The organism is Clostridium sp. AN503, assembly GCF_040719375.1.
Lineage (GTDB): Bacteria > Bacillota > Clostridia > Lachnospirales > Lachnospiraceae > Brotaphodocola.
In genome coordinates, this window is record NZ_JBFDTP010000002.1 from 1,852,105 (window position 1) to 1,870,923 (window position 18,819).

The 18,819-nt window shown below is 55.3% G+C and carries 16 protein-coding genes; all 16 read right to left on the minus strand.

The window, feature by feature from the left end; all coding sequences use genetic code 11:
- Positions 1–9 precede the first annotated feature (9 nt).
- The 16 genes from AB1I67_RS15950 to cbiD all read right to left on the minus strand — a co-directional run bounded on the left by AB1I67_RS15950 (position 10) and on the right by cbiD (position 18,809).
- Positions 10–1,521 carry a sugar ABC transporter ATP-binding protein gene (locus AB1I67_RS15950; protein WP_367030879.1) on the minus strand — a complete coding sequence of 504 codons (1,512 nt, stop codon included), beginning with the start codon at positions 1,519–1,521 and terminating at the stop codon, positions 10–12.
- 122 nt (positions 1,522–1,643) lie between these two features.
- Positions 1,644–2,777 carry a galactose ABC transporter substrate-binding protein gene (locus AB1I67_RS15955; protein ID WP_367030880.1) on the minus strand — a complete coding sequence of 378 codons (1,134 nt, stop codon included), beginning with the start codon at positions 2,775–2,777 and terminating at the stop codon, positions 1,644–1,646.
- Between the two features lie 154 nt (positions 2,778–2,931).
- Positions 2,932–3,978 carry a galactose ABC transporter substrate-binding protein gene (locus AB1I67_RS15960; RefSeq protein ID WP_367030882.1) on the minus strand — a complete coding sequence of 349 codons (1,047 nt, stop codon included), beginning with the start codon at positions 3,976–3,978 and terminating at the stop codon, positions 2,932–2,934.
- 16 nt (positions 3,979–3,994) lie between these two features.
- Positions 3,995–4,969, minus strand: coding sequence for a substrate-binding domain-containing protein (locus AB1I67_RS15965; RefSeq protein ID WP_367030883.1), 975 nt, complete (start codon positions 4,967–4,969; stop codon positions 3,995–3,997).
- A complete protein-coding gene (locus tag AB1I67_RS15970; protein WP_367030884.1) occupies positions 4,966–6,756 on the minus strand; it encodes a sensor histidine kinase in 1,791 nt (596 codons plus the stop codon). Before AB1I67_RS15970 ends, AB1I67_RS15965 begins: the two co-directional genes overlap by 4 nt.
- A 27-nt stretch (positions 6,757–6,783) precedes the next feature.
- Positions 6,784–8,394, minus strand: a complete 1,611-nt coding sequence (locus tag AB1I67_RS15975; RefSeq protein ID WP_367030886.1) for a response regulator — start codon at positions 8,392–8,394, stop codon at positions 6,784–6,786.
- Positions 8,391–9,482 carry a histidinol-phosphate transaminase gene (locus AB1I67_RS15980; protein ID WP_367030887.1) on the minus strand — a complete coding sequence of 364 codons (1,092 nt, stop codon included), beginning with the start codon at positions 9,480–9,482 and terminating at the stop codon, positions 8,391–8,393. Before AB1I67_RS15980 ends, AB1I67_RS15975 begins: the two co-directional genes overlap by 4 nt.
- A complete protein-coding gene (gene cbiB, locus AB1I67_RS15985; RefSeq protein ID WP_367030888.1) occupies positions 9,440–10,444 on the minus strand; it encodes an adenosylcobinamide-phosphate synthase CbiB in 1,005 nt (334 codons plus the stop codon). The genes AB1I67_RS15980 and cbiB overlap by 43 nt, the downstream gene beginning before the upstream one ends.
- 45 nt (positions 10,445–10,489) lie before the next feature.
- Positions 10,490–10,912: a bifunctional adenosylcobinamide kinase/adenosylcobinamide-phosphate guanylyltransferase gene (locus AB1I67_RS15990; RefSeq protein WP_367030890.1), complete on the minus strand. Its 423-nt coding sequence runs from the start codon at positions 10,910–10,912 to the stop codon at positions 10,490–10,492.
- Between the two features lie 27 nt (positions 10,913–10,939).
- On the minus strand, positions 10,940–11,734 hold the full coding sequence (locus AB1I67_RS15995) for an adenosylcobinamide-GDP ribazoletransferase (RefSeq protein ID WP_367030891.1): 795 nt from the start codon (positions 11,732–11,734) through the stop codon (positions 10,940–10,942).
- Positions 11,727–12,353, minus strand: a complete 627-nt coding sequence (locus tag AB1I67_RS16000) for a DUF4230 domain-containing protein (RefSeq protein WP_367030892.1) — start codon at positions 12,351–12,353, stop codon at positions 11,727–11,729. Before AB1I67_RS16000 ends, AB1I67_RS15995 begins: the two co-directional genes overlap by 8 nt.
- A gap of 12 nt (positions 12,354–12,365) precedes the next feature.
- Positions 12,366–12,890: a bifunctional adenosylcobinamide kinase/adenosylcobinamide-phosphate guanylyltransferase gene (locus AB1I67_RS16005; protein WP_367030893.1), complete on the minus strand. Its 525-nt coding sequence runs from the start codon at positions 12,888–12,890 to the stop codon at positions 12,366–12,368.
- Complete coding sequence (locus AB1I67_RS16010) at positions 12,887–14,866, minus strand: cobyrinate a,c-diamide synthase (RefSeq protein WP_367030894.1); 1,980 nt, start codon at positions 14,864–14,866, stop codon at positions 12,887–12,889. The genes AB1I67_RS16005 and AB1I67_RS16010 overlap by 4 nt, the downstream gene beginning before the upstream one ends.
- A 30-nt stretch (positions 14,867–14,896) precedes the next feature.
- Positions 14,897–16,384: a precorrin-6A reductase gene (gene cobK / locus AB1I67_RS16015; protein WP_367030896.1), complete on the minus strand. Its 1,488-nt coding sequence runs from the start codon at positions 16,382–16,384 to the stop codon at positions 14,897–14,899.
- Complete coding sequence (locus AB1I67_RS16020) at positions 16,381–17,472, minus strand: cobalt-precorrin 5A hydrolase (RefSeq protein WP_367030897.1); 1,092 nt, start codon at positions 17,470–17,472, stop codon at positions 16,381–16,383. The genes cobK and AB1I67_RS16020 overlap by 4 nt, the downstream gene beginning before the upstream one ends.
- The gene (gene cbiD, locus AB1I67_RS16025) at positions 17,469–18,809 is read right to left on the minus strand and encodes a cobalt-precorrin-5B (C(1))-methyltransferase CbiD (RefSeq protein WP_367030898.1); all 1,341 of its coding nucleotides are present in this window, start codon (positions 18,807–18,809) and stop codon (positions 17,469–17,471) included. Before cbiD ends, AB1I67_RS16020 begins: the two co-directional genes overlap by 4 nt.
- Positions 18,810–18,819: the final 10 nt, after the last annotated feature.

Sequence of the window (18,819 nt, forward strand, 5' to 3'; positions counted from 1 at the left end):
GTATCCTCCTTAATTAAACTGGGTAGCCAGGCTCATGATATTCTCCTGGGTAGCCTCTTCACCGGACACCTCTCCGGTCAGTTTGCCGTCACACATCACCAGGATCCGGTGTGACATACCGATCAGCTCAGGCATCTCTGAGGAGATCATGATGATCGCCTTGCCCTGTTTTGCCAGATTAATCATGATCTGATAAATCTCGTACTTGGCTCCCACGTCGATACCACGGGTCGGTTCATCCATGATCAGTACATCGGGATTGTTCGCCAGCCATCTGGCGATGATCACCTTCTGCTGGTTACCACCTGACAGCGACTGGATCAGCGTCTTGCTGCTCGGTGTCTTAATGCTTAGCTTGGCTACATTTTCTTTCACCAGCTCCTCAATGTCACCGGTGTTCAGCTTGACGCCAAAACTCAGATAATTGTTCAAGGAAGAGATCGATACGTTGTCCGCGATAGACAGGCAGCCTAAAATACCGGTGCCGCGTCGGTCCTCCGTGATCATCCCAATACCATCTTTGATGGCATCCCGCGGCCTTGTCACATGGACCGGCTTCCCATGCACGATCACTTCGCCGCTCTTAATATGGCGCATTCCGAAGATTGCTTCCATCAGTTCTGTTCTCTGTGCTCCCACCAGTCCGCCGAAACCAAGGATCTCGCCTTTTTTCAGGGTGAAATTGATATGCTGGAAGGAACGGTCGTGGATACTGCAGAGGTCCTTCACCTCTAAAACCACCTCGTCAGTCGCGGTATCCTCCTTCGGGGGATATACGTTGGTCAGCTCACGTCCAACCATCTGGCGTACGATCTCGTCATCACTGATGTCCTTGATCTCCCACGTGCCAACATAGGTACCATCACGCATGATGGTGATATCATCGGCGATCTCCCGGATCTCCGCCATCTTATGGGAGATGTAGATCATGGAAACGCCTCTGGATCTAAGATCCCGGACGATACGGAACAACGCCTCAACCTCATTGTCTGTGAGGGAGGAGGTCGGCTCGTCCAGAATCACTACTTTCGCACTCATGGATACTGCCTTTGCGATCTCCACCGACTGCATCTGTGCGATCGAGAGAGTCCCGAGCTTTTTCTTCGGGTCGTAAGGCATCTTAACATTGTCCAGCCATTTGGCTGCTTCTTCATTCATGGTCTTGTGGTCGATGATCTTCACCGGCCCAATATGCTTCATCGGATAACGGCCCAGGTACATATTCTCTGCAATGGTCCTCTCCGGTATCGGCTGTAATTCCTGGTGTACCATCGCCAGGCCTTTATGTAATGCATCGTCCGGGTTTACGATCGTCATCTTTTCCCCGTCCAGATAAATCTCTCCTTCATCCATCTTGTAAATACCAAACAGGCACTTCATCAATGTGGATTTTCCGGCTCCGTTCTCCCCCATCAGTGCGTGGACCGTGCCGGGGCGGACTTTCAAGTTGATTCCATCCAGGGCTTTTACACCCGGGAAGCTTTTGGAGACCCCTCTCATTTCCAACCTGTACTCTGCCATCCCATTCTCTCCTTTCTGTCTGCCGGACATTGAAGGCGTCCGGTATAGCCCCTTCTTTGAAAATCGGGTGTGTCTTCCCGGACACACCCGACAACTTACAACTTCAAACGCGGAATCCGCATTTATTTAACTTTCTCAAGAATCTCTGCTGCATTAGCGCTGGTAACCTTTACATAGTCAACCATGTTGACCGGATCAACCTTCTCGCCGCTTAAGAACTTCACAGCTACGTCTGCTGCGGTCTGAGCCTGGCTGAAGTGATCGTTGAATACGGTACCGGTCATCTTGCCGTCAACTACGTTCTGAACAGCCTCGGTCAGAGCGTCAACGCCTACTAAGTAGATGTCCTCGTTTACTTTTCTGCCTGCTGCATCGATAGCCTGCAGTGCGCCAAGTGCCATTGCATCGTTGTTACAGAAAACAACCTCGATCTTGTCGCCGAACTGGGTTAAAGCATCCTGTACGATCTGCTGGCCTTTAGCCTGATCCCAGTCGCCTCTCTGCAGTAACAGCTCTTCTACTTCCAGACCTGCATCGGTCAGAGCCTTAACAGAGAATTCAGTTCTGTACTGAGCGTCTACGTTCTCCGGATCGCCCTGTACCATGATGTAGCTTACTTTGCCGTCGCCGTTGATGTCGCCCTTGTTGGAGGTCTCAACGATCTCTTCGCCCTGGAAGGTACCGGACTGTCTTGCATCTGCGCCTACATAAGTAGCGTTGATGCTCTCAGAAGCCCATCTCTCTTCTTCAGCTACGTCCGGCTCACGGTTGATGTAAACAACCGGGATCCCAGCGTCTTTACACATATCGGTAACCTGCGGTGCGGAGGAAGCCTGTACCAGGTTCAGGATCATTACGTCAACGCCGGAAGCGATGAAGTTCTGGATCTGGTTGGTCTGCTCAGCCTGATCGCCCTTACCATCCTGGATGGTGATATTCTCTTTCTTGAAGCCAAGGTCCTCTACTAAGTATCTCTCTAACTCGGTGCGGTACAGAGTCATGAAGTTATCATCGAACTTGTAAATGCTGATGCCAACCTTCTTGTCTGCCATATCTGCGCCGGCTGCCTCAGCTACTGCTGCTGCAGTGGTCTCTGCCTCTTTTGCTGCCTCGGTTGCTGCTTCTGTAGCAGCGGTTGTAGCTGCCTCAGTTGCTGCTGCGGTGGTCTCTGCCGGTTTGCTGCCGCCGCATGCGGTCATGGACAGAATCATGCAGGATGCAAGTGCCATAGCGGTTACTTTTCTTGTTAATCTCATGTTGTGAATCCTCCCTTTTCTATGAGCTTGTATTTTTGTCGGTTTTTGTTCACTTTGCCTTACCGACAAGTACATTATACAGGCGGATTATGCATTTTACCATAAGATTTTCTTTTATCATTTATGAAATTTTTTCGATTTTGTCAATTATTGACTATTTTTTTACAACAGTGTGCTGGCTGCACCAATAATATTTCCCATTTTGGAGCGGGATATCAGTCTCCACCGGCTGCTTTCTGGCTTTCGCCGCAGCAATATCCAGGATAGCAGCCGCATACCGCTCCTTGTCAGAGGAGACGGTGCCTAAAAGCTTGCCGGACCGGATGGCTTCCATGCCCGGGGTCGTGGCATCGATGCCGATCACATTGATCTTCTGAACGCCCGTTCGGTCCAGGGCATCGATAGCGCCCAGGGCCATGTCATCATTGTTGCTGACCACCAGCTCGATCCTGCCGGGATACTGTTCCAGCCACTGCTCCATCAGCGCGGATGCCTGGCTTCGCTCCCAGTTGGCGATGCCTCCGGTGATCTTCTCGATGGGCACCCCGCCGTCTTTTAAGGTCTGGATGGACCATTCCGTGCGGATCAGGGAATCCTGGTGGCTGCTCTCCCCCTCCAGGAGTACATAGCTGACCATACCGTCCCCGTTGAGATCGATGGCATCGGGGTTCTCCCGGTACAGATCTACGATAATGCCTCCCTGTAAAATGGCAGTCTCCCTGGCGTCCACCCCTACATAATAGAGCTGGTCCCACCGGTCCATATCCTCCTCTACCGGCTGCCGGTTAAAAAACACCACCGGGACCCCGGCAGTCATGGCCTTGTCGATCATCACTGAGGCGTCGGTCCTGTCCACCGGATTGATGCACAGCACATCGCAGCCCAGGGAAATAAACCGCTCCACCTGGTTGTTCTGGGTGTTCTGGCTTCCCTTGGCATCCTGGATATCCAGCGTTACCTTGATGCCGGTCTCCTGCTCATACTCCTTCGCCCTGGCCTCCAGCTCCCCGCGGATATTGTTGATAAACGTGTCATCCCCACGGTACAGGCTCATACCGATGCGGATGGAGGTTTTCTCTGCCGGCTCCTCCTTCCTGACACAGCCGGCAGCCGGAAGGATAACTCCTGTCAAAAGCACAAAGCAGGCAAAAACAACTGCCATACGCTTTTTTTTATTGTTTTGTCCCTTCTTTCCTTTCATCTCACGGTTCCTCCTGTCATTCAATGGGGTAGAGCATCTTCTCATACTGTTCTTTCCTCAAATCGGCCTTCTCAATATAATAGCTGTCCAGCACGGTCTGTTCCTCCCAGATCTGGTTCGTGACAGCCTCCACAGCCCGCTTTACGCTTAGATATCCGGCGCTGAAATCATCTGTCACACAGATGCCGGAGATCACTCCCCTGTCCAGATAGTTCAGGATCGGAATTGTAGTTCCTCGTCCATACAGGCCCAGCACATAACTGCTGTACACCGTACTGTCCGCCAAAATAGCGGCGGTCTCTGCAAGGCTTCCCTGGTCTAAGGCGACCACCACCACGGTCCGGCTTCCCGGATAGACCAGCTCCTCCACTGCTTTCCGGAAGGTTCCTTCTCCCTGTCGCTGAAACAGCGTCGTCTGAAACCCGGCTTCTGAAAGAGTGGTCTGCACGCCATCCCCGAACCGTCTTGTGACAGTATTCTCCCTGGCTCCGGCAAACAGGTAGACCGGGACTTCAGAGGCGTATTTATTTATGACCTGCTGCGCCAGCTTCTGTCCCATCTCATAATAGTCCGTAGTCACCACCGCGGATATCTTGTCCAGGGGCAGCTCCGAGTTCACCAGCACCAGCGGGACCGTCACCCTTTTTTCCACAAGCACATCTTCGACGGCCGTTTCCTCCACCGGAGCCACTATGAGGGCTCTGGCGCCGTCCTGCTGCTCCCTTGCCATCATCTCAAGCTGCTGGTCCTGGTTATTCTCCTCATAGAGTGTGATGAAACTCACATCCGCATTCAGCTCAATGGCCGCCCGGTCCATGCCTTTCCGGAAGTTCACGTAGTGGTCGTCACTGGTGTCGTCTATGACAACAGACAGGGGATACACCTCTGTTTTCCGCTCCTTGATGATCAGGTCTGTGGAGGAAAGCAGAAATAAAAGCACCAGCACCGCGCCGTAAAATACCCACCATAGCTTCTCTTTTCTGGTAATCATGCTTTCTCCCTCTCCAATATCTCCTGATAGGACACCGCAGGAAGATGAATCCGTATGGTCGTCCCCTCATCCGGTTCCGATTCAATCGTCAGTCCATAATGTTCCCCAAAATAGAGCCGGATCCGCTCGTTTACATTCTTGACCCCGATACCGGAGCCGCGCCTTGAGGATACATGGGCGTTCTCAGTCAGCAGGCTGTCCACCTGCTCCTTTGTCATGCCCAGCCCGTTATCCCGGACTGTGAACCACAGGTCCCCGTTTTCCAGGTAGGCGTGGACCTCGATCTCCCCGTCCCCGTCCATGAACTCCATGCCATGGTAGATGGCATTCTCCACCAGAGGCTGGAGCATCAGCTTTAAGCTGGCAAGGTTCATGGTGTCCGGTTCGGAATCGATCTTGTAGGAGAATTTATTTTTAAACCGCATCTGCTGGATCATTAAGTAATTGCGCACATGCTCAAGCTCATCCCGGACCGGAATGATGCTCTTGCCCTTGCTTAAGCTGATGCGGAAGAACCGGGCCAGCGCCGTGACCACCTTCACCGCCTCGTTTTTCTGCTCGTTTTCGATCATCCAGACGATGATATCCAGGGTATTGTAGAGGAAGTGCGGATTGATCTGGGACTGGAGCGTGTCAAACTCACTCTTTCTCTTGGACTCATGCTCCGCCACAATGTCCTCCATCAGCACCTGGATCCGCCTTGCCATGTCGCCGATGGAACGGCCCAGATGCCGGATCTCATAGGAGCCGCCCATATAGACCTCCGTATCCAACTCGCCGGCCTCCAGCGCATTGACCGATTTCTCCAGCTCCTGGATCGGAGTTGTGATCCTGGAGGAGATATAAGCATTGATCACCACCAAAATGAACAGGAAAAAGGCGATGATGAACACCATAAAAAGCTTGGTCTTTAAATTGTTTAGGGAAAATCCTTTTTCCGGCGTCACGCCTATGATCTTCCAACCTGTATAGCCCACGCTTTTCACGGTGATATCCCGTTTTTCCCCCTGGTAGACCTCCCGGTAATTGCCGTCCCGGTAGGATGCTGCCACATCGATATTCTCTTCCACCTGGCCTGCGTCGATCAGCTGCATCTGCGGATGGTAGATCAAATCTCCGCCGCTGCTGATCATATACAGATAACCGCCGTTTCCCAGGTTTATATTGTCCAAAAGCTGCTGCAGGCTACCGTAGCTGATATCCAGGAGCAGCACACCCTGGTCCGTGGAGGTGCCCTGGGTGATCTCCACTGCCCGCGACAGGGTGATGACCCACCGGTACTGGTTTTCATTGGTGTCGAATATGTACTGGACATGAGGCGTGGAAAAATGCAGGTTATCCGTTCGTTTTAGGGTATTATTAAACCATTCCTCCCCGGTCACGTCAAAACCGGTCTTTAAGCGCGCCGCCGGGACTGCCTCCAACAGCTCCCCCTCCTTCGACAGCAGGGCGATATTGGAAATATAGTCTTTATTGTTGTCATAGAGCAGCGTAAACTCATTGGTCACCGGCTCCGCCGACAGATCGGCATTTTTCACTACGCCGTAGTACAGGGAGTCAGACAGCTTCATGATGGTCCTCAAATAAGAATCCACCGACCGGTTCACCTGGCTGATCATCGCCTGGTTTTCCTCCTGGATCGTGGCTGTAAGCTGGCTGGACAGCCTTCCGTACAGGGAAACGCCGATCAGCATGATCGCCACCAGAGCGCTGACCGTAAAATAAATATAGATCGTATAGCGGATGCTCATGTTCTGAAAAAATCCGTTTTTTTTCGGCTTCGCCATAGGTTCCTCCCCCTGCGCTCCTTTATGCTACTGCGCCCCCCGGAACTTGGTCGGGGATACGCCAAACCGTTTCTTAAAAACATAACTGAAATAATTCTGTTCCTGGTATCCCACCTTCTGGGCGATAATATAGGTCTTGTCATCCGTCTCATTGAGCAGTTCTACCGCCTTGTCAAGCCGGACCTCAGTAAGATAGGCGATATAGGTCTGTCCTGTCTCTTTTTTGAATACGGTGGAAAAATATGCAGGGCTCATGTGGAGCTGGCGGCAGAGCATCTCCACGGACAGGTCCGGGTTCTGGTAATTGTCCTGGATGTACTGTTTTGCCTCCAGGATCACCTTCCTGGTGGTATTGTCCCGCTCCCGGTCCATGCTCTCATTCATCCGGTACGCCACCTGCAGGATCCAGTCCTCAAACTCTTCCCTGCGCTGGATCGCTGACAGGATATCGGTGTACTGCTCCTGGACCCTGAACATGTCGCCGGGATTGAAATCATACTGCTGCATGAGCTGGGTAATGCAGTTGACAATGGAGAGCATATAGAGCTGGTGCTGGCGCACATGGACCTTGGCATCCCCCATCCGGACCACCAGCCGCTGGATCACCTCCCGGATCTGGTCCTTCGGTCCAAACTTGATGGCATTCACCAGCTCTGCCTCGTCCTTGCCGTCCAGCTGGAGCTTCCCGCGGCTGACCGGCTCCACGTCGTTGATATAGATCGTATTCCCCGGACCCACGATGGCGCGGTACCCAAGGGCGTCCTCCGCCGACTGGTAGGAGGTGCCGATCTGCTCTAAGCTGGTACAGCTGTGTCCCACGCCGACCGTGATGGTCACCTCCAGGATCCGCTTGCTCTCCTTGCAGATATCCCCCAGCTGGTCGATCAGGCCCGTCTGGGTATTGCTGTCGTCCACGGCGGCGATCAGCGCGATGCCCGCTGCGGAGTTAAATATGATAAAACGGCAGTAATCCTTTAAATTGTCCTCCACCAGCTTTTTCACGGAGATGGGGATCAGCTCCCGGTGCTTGGAGAGCACCCGCCCCTCGGTCTGCTCCTCCTGCTCCACATGGATCAGGGCGGCGATCCATTTCCTGGCGTCCAGGATATCCACGCCGTACTCCTTCAGCTTTTCATCAATCTGCGCCCCATGTACGGTACCGCGCACCATATCATTTAAGAACAGCTCCCGCAGTATGGGCAGGCTGTTCTGATAGCTGACCCGTAAAAGATCCACATTCCGGCGCTGCTTGATCTCTTCATCCAGGTTTTCCCGGACACGGTTCAAGATCTCGGAAAGCTCCTCCACATTGACCGGCTTCAGGATATATTCAGTCACATTCAGCTTGATCGCCTGCTGGGCATACTCAAAATCATCGAATCCCGAGAAGATCAGCACCTTGACAGAGGGATACTTTTGACGGATCTTCGCCGTCAGGGTCAGGCCGTCCATGTAGGGCATCCGGATGTCCGTCATCACCACATCCGGCTCCAGCTGCTCGATCTTTTCCAGGGCATCCTCCCCGTTCTCCGCATCGCCGACCACTTCAAACCCCAGCCGCTGCCAGTCAATCTTCCGGATTATGCCCTTGCGCACTTCCTCCTCGTCGTCTGCCAATATTATTCGGTATAAGCTCATTGCCGCCCCTCTCCTTTGTCCAGTATCTGTCCAAGCTGTTCCAGTAAATACAGATTCTCCTCCTGCCTGCCGACGCAGACACGGTAATACCCGGCTGTAAGGCCTGTAAAGTTTTTGCAGTCCCGGATCAGGATTCCCCTTAGCCTGCACTGCTCGTAAAGAGAATCCGCCTCTCCTTTTATTTCCCACGGCGCCTTAAAAAGCAGGTAATTGGCATTTGAGGGATATACTTTAAACCCCAGCCCTTCAAGGCCGGATGTAAGCGCCTCCCTCTGCTGCCGCAAAAGCTCCCGCGTGCGTTCCAGATATTCCCCACAGGCCTGCGGCTCCAGCGCAGCAACGCCCGCTACCTGGGCCGGAAGCGACACGCTCCAGGGCTGACGGTTTTTGTAGAGCTGCTCCCACAGCCCCGCCTCCCGGCAGATCCCATAGCCCAGACGCAGCCCCGCCATAGCAAAAGTCTTGGTAAAGGCCCGCAGGACCGCCATCTGCGGATACTCCGCCGTCAGCGGGACCGCCGAGCTCTGCTCCGGGTTTTCTAAAAACTCGCAAAAACATTCATCCACAACCAGAAACGCCCGGTTCTGATGACAGGCTTTTGCCAGCTTTCGGATCTCCCCTGCGGTCACGGCAACTCCCGTCGGATTGTTGGGATTACAGAAAAACACCATATCCGTGTCCTCCGTCACCTTCTCCGCCATGTTTTCCATATCAGGGACAAATCCCCCCTGTTCCTCCAGGTGGTAATATTCCACCTGACAGCCCACGCTGCGCAGCGCCCGCTCGTATTCAAAAAAGGCAGGGGCAGGAACCAGCGCTTTCTTCGGCCTTTTTACCTGGACCAGCAGACAGATCAGCTCTGCCGCCCCGTTGCCGCAGAAGATCCGGGATGGTTCCGTCTTGTGGAGCCTGGCAAGCCGTCCGGTCAGTTCCCTGCATTCCGGGTCCGGATAGCGTCCCCAGTCCTCTACAGAATCCCGAAGCCGCCTGACCACCTGCTCCGGCATCCCAAGGGGATTTAGATTGATTGAAAAATCGTGGGAGATCACATTCCCATAAATATCCCCGCCATGTGCGTGACGCTCCATAGTGTTCCTCCTCCTGCTAAAAGTGCCAGTACCAATGCTGTATACATGATGCGGTTCACCCTGACGATATCCTCCGGCTCCACCGGGCGGGTGTCGTCCCCGATGAACGGCTTTTTGTGGAGTATACCGAAATACCAGGCGTCCCCTGCCAGCTGTACCCCCAGCGCCCCGGCGCAGGCAGATTCACACTGGGCGGAATTGGGGCTTTTATGGCACCTGCGGTCCCGCCTCCAGATACGCCATGCACCTGCCCCGTCAAACCCCGGAAGCACCCACGCCGCCAGGATAAAAAAACATGCCGTCAGACGCGCCGGGATCCAGTTGACCACATCGTCCAGACGCGCCGCCGCTCTGCCAAAGTACAGATAGCGCTCATTTCGATAACCCACCATGGAATCCATGGTATTGACCGCCTTATAGAAAAAACCGCCTGCAGGCCCCAGCAGGAGCATAAAGCAGAGCGGAGCGATCACCCCGTCCGACGCATTCTCCGCCACGGTCTCCACCGCCGCCTTTGTGATCCCCCCGGCTGTCAGCTGATCCGTATCCCTGCCCACGATCATGGAGACCGCACGGCGCGCCCCCGGGATATCTCCGGCCCGCAGGGCGTCATACACCTTCATGCTCTCGGTTTTTAAGGATCTTCCTGCCAGGATCTGTCCACACATGATCCCCATAAGGAGGAACCTTACATAGGGATGGATCCGCCCTGCCGCTGCAAGGATCAGGCCGGAAGCTGCCACGGAGGCTCCTGCCACACAGCACACCAGCAGGGTTCCCGCAGCCAGCAGGCCCTTTTTTGTCTCAGGGAATATGCGCCGCAGAGGAGGCTCCAGCTTCTGGACCAGCCACCCCATGGCCTTCACGGGATGCCACCAGCCCTGCGGGTCTCCTATGATGCAGTCCAGCAAAAATCCAACGTACACCGCCGCTGCATATTCCATCATTCCAAGTTCTGTCATCTGTCCTGTCTGTCTCCATTTTCTGTCATAATCACTGCGGCGTATCTATTTGATCCGCATTGGGATCCCGCACATCATGCGGTACACCTCATCCGCCTCCCCGGCGATCCGCTGCCCTGCACGGCCCACCGCCTCCCGGTAGTCCCGCTCTGACCGCTCCACCGGCACGATCCCGCAGCCCACTTCATCCATGGTGATGATCTGCGTGCCGCTGCAGATCACCTCATCCGTAAAAGCATCCGGGTCCAGCCCCGCCTCCATCACCTGCCTCAAAAAGCCGTGGAAATTCACCAGGCAGGCCTTCCCGGAAACCTGGCTCCAGCAGTCCGTTCTTCCGTCCGCCATACTGTCCTCCGGACGACAGTCATCCAGGCTGCGCTCAGATGGTCCGGCGCCTTTACACTGCTCCAGAAGGCCGCGTGCATATTCTGCCTTGCCCTGACAGCTGCCGCCAACAATCAGAATCATAAGTACTCTCCTGTCTTTATCAAAATATCAGAGGATCCAGGATGTCCACACCGCCAGCACTGCCAGCATGGACAGCTCCGCGATCTGCAGAAAATATCCAGCCAGATCACCGGTCATGCCGCCGAACTCCCGCACCGCCATCCGGTAATACCAAAAGAGCGTACCAGCCCCTGTGACCACCAGAGCGGCTGCCATGCAAAAACCGCCGGCATCCCAGATAAACCCGGCTGCCAAAAGCGCCCAGACGGCCATGGAAACCTGAACAGCCCTCACCTGCGCCCCGGAAGCAAACGTGCTGGCAAGCCCGTCTTTCTTCGCTTTGGGGAACGACACCACAGACCAGCCGCTGAATGCCCTGGTCATCACATAGACTCCCGCCACGGCCGGGAAGGCCCGTTCCTTTAAAGTGCTGAAAACCGCCGCATAGATGAGCAGATAGACGCCGCCCCCGATCACGGCAAACGCCCCCGTATGGGGGTCCTTTAATATCTCCAGCTTCCGCTGCCTGTCCTGGCAGGAGCTTCTGGCATCCACCGTATCAAGAAATCCATCCATATGGATCCCTCCTGTCACCAGGAGCGGCAGAGCCGTCCCGATGCAGGCAGCAGCCGTCTCCCCCAGCCCCAGCCGTCCCGAAAGCCCGTGAAAGACCGCGACCAGCGCTCCGATCACCACACCCACCAGCGGAAAAAAGCAGAGCGCATACTTCATCCCCGCCTCGCTCCATTCCATGGCGGGCATCGGGATACGGGAATACATGGACAGAGCGATGACAAGGCTCTGGATCATTCCCCCGCCCCGTCCCTTATCTGGATTACTCAAATTCCACCTCCAGGGTATAGCCTTCCTCGTCGTCCTCATGCTCTTTTAACAGCGCCTGGTATAACGCCTTTAAACTGTTCCCGGCATTCTTTCGTGCATCCTCAAGGATCCCGCTGCCCACAGCTTTTTCCTCCATCAGCACATGCTGCTCCGTCAAAAACCGTGTCACATCCTCCGTGGCAAGCCCGTTGAAAATGCTGTTCTTCTCATCAAATACCGTGACAGATTCCATATCCACCTCATGGGACAGGATCCTGGCCTCTGGAATGACCACCCTGATGACCCGGTCCTCCAGCGTCACACGGATATCCTTGAGCTCCACACCAGCCTTAACGGTCCCGTCATAGGAAATGATGAACATCTTTTTGGTAAACGGAATATTCTTTCCGCCGACCTGAAGGGTGTTCTCATACCTGCCCATGTTGGTATAGTAGTATTTCGCCGTGGCAAGCTCGCCGATCTCCTGGATCTGCTGCTGAAGGATATCCTGGGTAATGGCTTCCTTTTCCTGGACCAGTCCGCCCCTTGTCCCCTTCCAGACAGCCCCCATGCCAAATGCAGCTGCCACCACGATCACCGCAGCAGCGATCGTCCAGATTCTCTTTTTTAGTTCTTTCATACACAATCCCCTTTATCTCTGGTATTTGACCGGCAGCGGTATCCCGCAGACCACCTCAGTCACCCGGTCCGCCATGGAGGCAAGATTTTGGTTCACCTGCCCCAACAGCCCGATATAGCGCATGGTCTCCGGCTCGTATGCCTGTCCATCTGAAAATACTTCATTTGTTACTATGATAATGTCTCCAGCCTGTTTTTGCAAGTGCCGGATTCCATTCTCAATTCTGGCACAGATTTCACAATCGGTCCCTCCCGTCTCAAACTGCTCATTTGCCACCAGGTTTGACATGCATTCTAAAAGGACTGTACGCTCTTTTGCCCCCCCAAGTGCCAGATGTTCCAGGCCGGTGCAGCACTCCACCGTCGTAAACTGTTTGTCCTTCCTCATTTCCCTGTGCCGTTCTATCCGGCGGCGTCCTTCCTCTCCCCAGGGCCTCATGGTCGCCACATAATAGCGGCGTCCCCTGCATTCCATCGCAAGCCTCTCCGCATAGGCTGATTTGCCGCTGGCGCTTCCTCCCGTGACCAGATGCATCATAGGACAGATCCCTCCAAAAAGCCCAGGATCCATTGCGGCGAGGAGAGATAGTAAAGATGGGGAAAACCCGCCACCATATGCTCAGTCACATACATGCAGTCCCAACCACGGCCGCTTCCGGGCTTCTGCGCCCGCATAGAGGTACCCGGCGCCGTGCTGTCCCAGTAATGAAACTCATGTCCGCGGATACTCCCCCCGGGTCCGTTCAGCGTGATATAGCCAAACCTGGACAGTCTGCTGGTCCGGTAGCCGTTTCCTCTGATCACGCCAGCCATGGGATAGATGCCTCCATCACTGCCCTCCAGGCTGTCATGCAGGTAGAGAAACCCTCCGCACTCTGCAAGGAGCTTGACCCCGCCATCAGCCGCCCGGCGTATTTCCTCCAGCATGGAACGGTTTTCCGACAGCTGCTTTGCATAGATCTCCGGATACCCGCCTCCCAGCAGGACCGCAGCCGTCTGCTCCGGCAGGTGCGCATCTGAAAGCGGGGAAAAGGGCACCAGCTCCCAGCCGGAAGCTTCCAGAAAATCCAGGTTTTCCTGATAATAAAAGCAGAATGCCTCGTCCCTGGCAATGGCCATACGTCGTTTTTTACGGGGTCCTGCGGCTTTCTCCTCCTTTTCCGGTACGACAACCGGCGAAGCTGCCTCCGCCAGCCTGCATATACCGTCCACATCCAGGCACTGCTCCAGCCGGTCCGCCAGCAGTTCCACCCGGGCAGCAAACCGCTCCTGCTCCTCCGGTATAGAAAGCCCCAGGTGGCGGCTTTCAAACTCTGCCTCCGCGCACTTAGGCACCGCGCCCAGGCAGACAACGCCCTGTTCCTCCAGAAACGGCTTAAGCCGCTCCATCATCAGGGGAGAAGTGCGGTTTAAGATGACGCCGGCGATCCGGCTGTCCCTTTTATACTCCCGGAAGCCTTTTAGCTCCGCCGCCAGGGACAAACTGCTCTTTTTACCGTCCACCACCAGGATCACGGGAGTATCTGTGATCCCGGCGATCTCATATGTACTTGCCTGCACCGTATTGCCGGCAACTCCGTCATAATATCCCATGACGCCCTCGATCACTGCCATATCCTTCATCCCGGCCCTGTTTACAAACAACCTGCGCACCTCTGTCCTGTCCAGGAAAAAGCTGTCCAGGTTCCCTCCCGTTATCCCCAGCACATGGCGGTGGAACATGGGATCAATGTAATCAGGTCCGCATTTGAAAGCGGCGCATGACAGTCCACGCCGTTTTAAAAGCGCAAGCAGTCCGGTGGTGATCATGGTCTTTCCGCTGCCGCTTGCTGCCGCCGCTATGAGGATACGCGGTATGTGCGCTTCATCCGGCAGGTTCCTGGCAGATAAAACGCTTCTGCCTGGCATGGAGGCTTCCGCGGACACCTGAGTACCGGTAACATCTATATGCTTACCAGATACCGGCAGCCCCGCCGTTATGATATATACCGGGTTCTGTCCCTGCATCATATGATAGCCTCCCCGCACCTGGGCGCGGGATACCTGCACGCAGGTGATATCCGGCTCCATCCCGCGGCGTTTAAAGTATTCCGTGGCACGGCACAGGCTTTCCAGAGCAATCACATTGAGTACTACCTGCACCGCGGGATTCCTCTGAAATACCGTATCCAGGATCGCTTCCAGGCTGCCGCCGCTCCCTCCCACGAACACCTTATCCGGCGCCGGATACCCGTCAAGGATCTCCGGCGCTTTCCCCGATGCCACCGTCAGGTTTGAAATGCCGAACTTCTCCCTGTTGGCGCTGATCAGGCGGCACCCTTCTTCCTTCTGTTCAAACGCGTATACATGTCCCTCCGGAGCCAGCAGCGCCGCTTCCACAGAAACAGAACCTGTTCCGGCGCCGATATCATAGACGACGCTGTCTTTCCCAAGCTCCAGCTTCGAGAGGGACACCGCCCGCACCTCACTCTTTGTCATGGGGATATCTCCCCGGATAAAACATTCGTCTCTCATGGTTCCCCTCCGGTTCCTGCTTTTGTCCTCTTATGTTCTCTCGATCACGACAGCCGCCAGCTCATCTGCCTCCGCCCGGCAGAATGCTTCTGCCCTGCCGGTCATGATCCTTTCATCTGGATATCCCATACGGACACCGGCTGTCACCGACGCGTCCCCATATCCGGCCTCTGAAAGCCTGCGGCAGACACTTCCCAGGTTTTCAGCGCCCCCCAGCAGCAGAAACAGACGCGGATGGCTGCGCAACAGCTCCACCACATCACAGTTTCTTCCATGAGCGCTGGCAAGATACATCCCCTCCCAGGATACCTGCATTCTGGCACAGAGGCTGCTGACCGACGAGATCCCCGGATATACCTTTACCTGCCAGCCGCAGTCCTCCAGGGGGCTTTCCCCACAGCGCGTCCGCAGCGCTTTTACAAGAGAAGAGCTCCCACTGTAAAACCCTGTGTCCCCTGAATATATGACTCCAATATTTCTGTATCCGGGATGGTCGTCCAGCCAGTCCAGGATCTTGTCTGCCAGATAGCGCGGCTCCTTTTTAGCCCCCGGACACCAGCGCCGTACATCCTCCAGCATACGGGGCGCTCCCAGAACGGCGTCACATGCCTGAAGAGCTTCCGCCGCCTCCAGGGTGAGCTGTCTTCCGCCTCCCATCCCCATGCCGATCAGAGAGAGCTGTCTCGCCGCTTTTGTGGGAGCTCCGCCTGAAACCGCCTGCCTCTCCTCCGCCATGGAGACGGGTTCCCTCCGAAGAAGTTCTTTCGCTTCCTCCAGAGAGACGCCCTCCTCCTTCACCGGACGCCCGATCACGATCACCCGGCAGCCGCACTTCCTTGCCGCCATTATTTTTTCCAAAAAACCCCCGCGGTCTCCGGACTCCTTGGTCACCAACCACCGCGCCCCGATCTGGCGCAGGATAGCCCGGTTCAGCTCCTCAGAGAACGGGCCCTGCATGGCGATCAGATGAGAGCCTCCGATCCCAAGCGCTCCGCACTTATCCAGGACTGTGCTGCTTGGGAGTACTCTGGCATATATCCTGCCTTTCAGATACTTCTTCTTTGCAAAAACCTCCAGCTCCTTGCTCCCGGTAGTCAAAAGCACCGGTTCCCTGTCCCGCTCCAACAAGGCTGCTGCTGCCTCTGTGGACGGGACAAAAAAGACATCTCCATACACTGCCCCTGTCACGTCACAGCGGGAGATCTCCGCTCTCACAACCCTCCAGTAAGGAATCCCCAGCTTTTTGCACAGGGCGGCGGCCTGGCCGGTCACCACGCCTGCATAGGGATGGGTTGCATCCAGCACGATCTCCGGCTGTTCCCTGCGCATAAGGGCCTCCATGCCGTCCTCATCCAGCGCGCCGCGGCGCACCTGCACACAGGGATCCTCCCCGATCAGGCTTTCCCCATATTCCGATACCACGCTGACCAACACAGGGACCTGGTGTTCCGACGCAAATTCCGCCAGCTCCCTCCCCTCTGAGGTCCCTCCCAAGATCAATGCCCTGACTGCACTCATAGCTCTGTCCTTTCTATCTCCATACGGGCCTCTGCAACTGCTATTGTCACACTGCCGCAGATCTCCTTGTGTACCAGAAGGCGGCTCCCCGGCCCGGCGCCCAGAAGGGCCGCCCGCTCACAGACATTCCCGGTCCCCGTCACTTTCCTGACAAAAGCTGATTCCGCTATTTCTCCCTGTACCTGTTCCAGTTCTTCTGCGGTATAGGTCACAAACGGCACCTGCATGGATGCGGCTGTCTGAAGCAGGCCGCCCTCATTTTTCTTGATCGTAATACTCGCCAGCCGCGCTACTGCTCTCAGATCCAGACCATGCTTTATAAACGTCTCCTTTACCGCATCAAACACCTGGTCTGCATCCGTGTTCCTTCTGCACCCGATCCCCACCGTGAGCGCTTCCGGGATCAAACGGAGAATTCCCGCATCTTCCGGCAAAAAACGGGCGATGGCGCTGTCCGGCTCCGGAAACCGGCGGCAGGTGACCCACACATTCATCCGGCACTGCTTTCCCCGTGCATAATCCTCCGGCTCCGGTTCTGCCAGATGATAATCACTGTAAAAACCAACCGGTTCTCCATTTACCAGGGCAGAAGCTGTCTGCTTCGCCAGCTCCCGGTCGGAGAGCTTCAAGCGCCGCTCTGCCGCCCACACATCCACCGCTGTCCGGCCCTGCACATCAGATGCAGTGGTGATGATCGGAACTGCGCCAAGAATATCGGCAGCCATCCGCGCTAAACGGTTGGCTCCTCCCACATGCCCGGAAAGGAGCGAGACCGCGTAGCTTCCCTGCTCGTCGACCACCACCACAGCCGGATCTGTCATCTTGTCCTTCAGATACGGCGCTATGGCGCGCACGGCAATTCCCGCCGCGCCTATATAAAAAAGCCCGTCCACACGATCAAACATCCGTCCGGTCCACTGTCCCACCGGTTCTTCTAATGCAAAGATATCAGGAATCCCCTGAAATCCATCCGTAAAATTTTTATGTATATATCCTTCACAGGATATGCCCTGTTCCCGGAACTGTTCTGCCAGTTTCCCGCATATCCGGGCTCCTGCCCTTGTAAAACTGATCACTGCCAGTCTCAATTTGCGTCCTCCCTGTGTTGTTTTTGCTGCTTCTGCCGCTTCCACTGTGTAAGCAGCTCATCCGCCTGTGATGTCTTACCAAGTATACCGTATGCGGAAGAAAATGTCACCACTTGGGCTTTTAGTTGTCCTCCAGACCATTCCTCCAGCTGGGCTTTTACCCGTGCCGCCAAAAGATTCAGCGTCTGTTCTGCAGATCCCGCTTCCCGCAGGAGGGAAACCGCCTCCTCCGTGGTATTGCACTGAAGGACCGCCTGGCGCAGGGCTGCATTTTCCGGAGCTGCAGTTTGCAAAAGCTCCGCCATCTGCTCCATCCGGCCGTCCCCATAACGGGAATGGGTATTCCGGACTCCCGCTGAGACTTTCACCAGTTTGCCAATATGTCCCACAAACAGCACCTGCCGGATCTGCTCTTTCACAAGCATCGCTACGGCATCACCCACGAAATTGCTGCAGAGCACCGCTTCTCCCAGAGGCACTCCCATATTCTCCCGCAGGAAATTCTCACCGTAATTCCCCGGAGCCAACAGCAGGATCTTCTCGCCGGCTGTCCCCTTCATATGGATATCCAGCCGTATGGTCTCTAAAAGCGCCTCCTCGCTCATGGGCTTTACGATTCCGGTAGTTCCCAGAACTGAGATCCCGCCCTCGATACCCAGACGGGGATTGAACGTCTTTTCCGCCAGACGTTGCCCCTCCGGTATGGCAACCTGCACTTCAAGACAGCCTTCATATGCCGCCTGCTGACAGGTCTGCCACACTGCGGCTGCGATCATACTCCTTGGAACAGGGTTGATGGCATAGTGTCCAGGAGGGCAGGACAGCCCTGGTTTGGTGGCGATACCGATTCCGGTTCCCCCATTTATGTATAGATCGGGATAATCCTCCAGCCAGTACCCTCTGCCGCTGTCTTTCAGTTCTGTGAGCCGGGGGCGGCTTATGGGGGATACCCTGGCGCATATCCAGGATCTGTCGGTCACGTCCGGATCGTCTCCTGCGTCTTTCTGGACCTGAAAAAAGCCTTCGTATCCCGGGTCCGTGCATGGTTTTGGATACCAGATTCCTTCTTCTCCCTCCGGCAGCTTCAGATTAACTGAATCGGGTTCTTTTCCTGTTAGCAGAAAAATGGCTGCGGCCTTCGCCGCAGCCGACGCGCACGTACCGGTTGTATAACCGCTTCTCAGGCTTTTCTGATGTATTGGGTTCATATGGTTCCTTTCATTGATCCGATAGCTGCTGTAATAATGGTCCCTGGTTATATACGGACGGCTCTCTTCCTGGATGACCTGGGGGTCATCCAGGAAGCATCGGAGGTTCCTCCGATGGGGATAACTCAATAAAAACCTG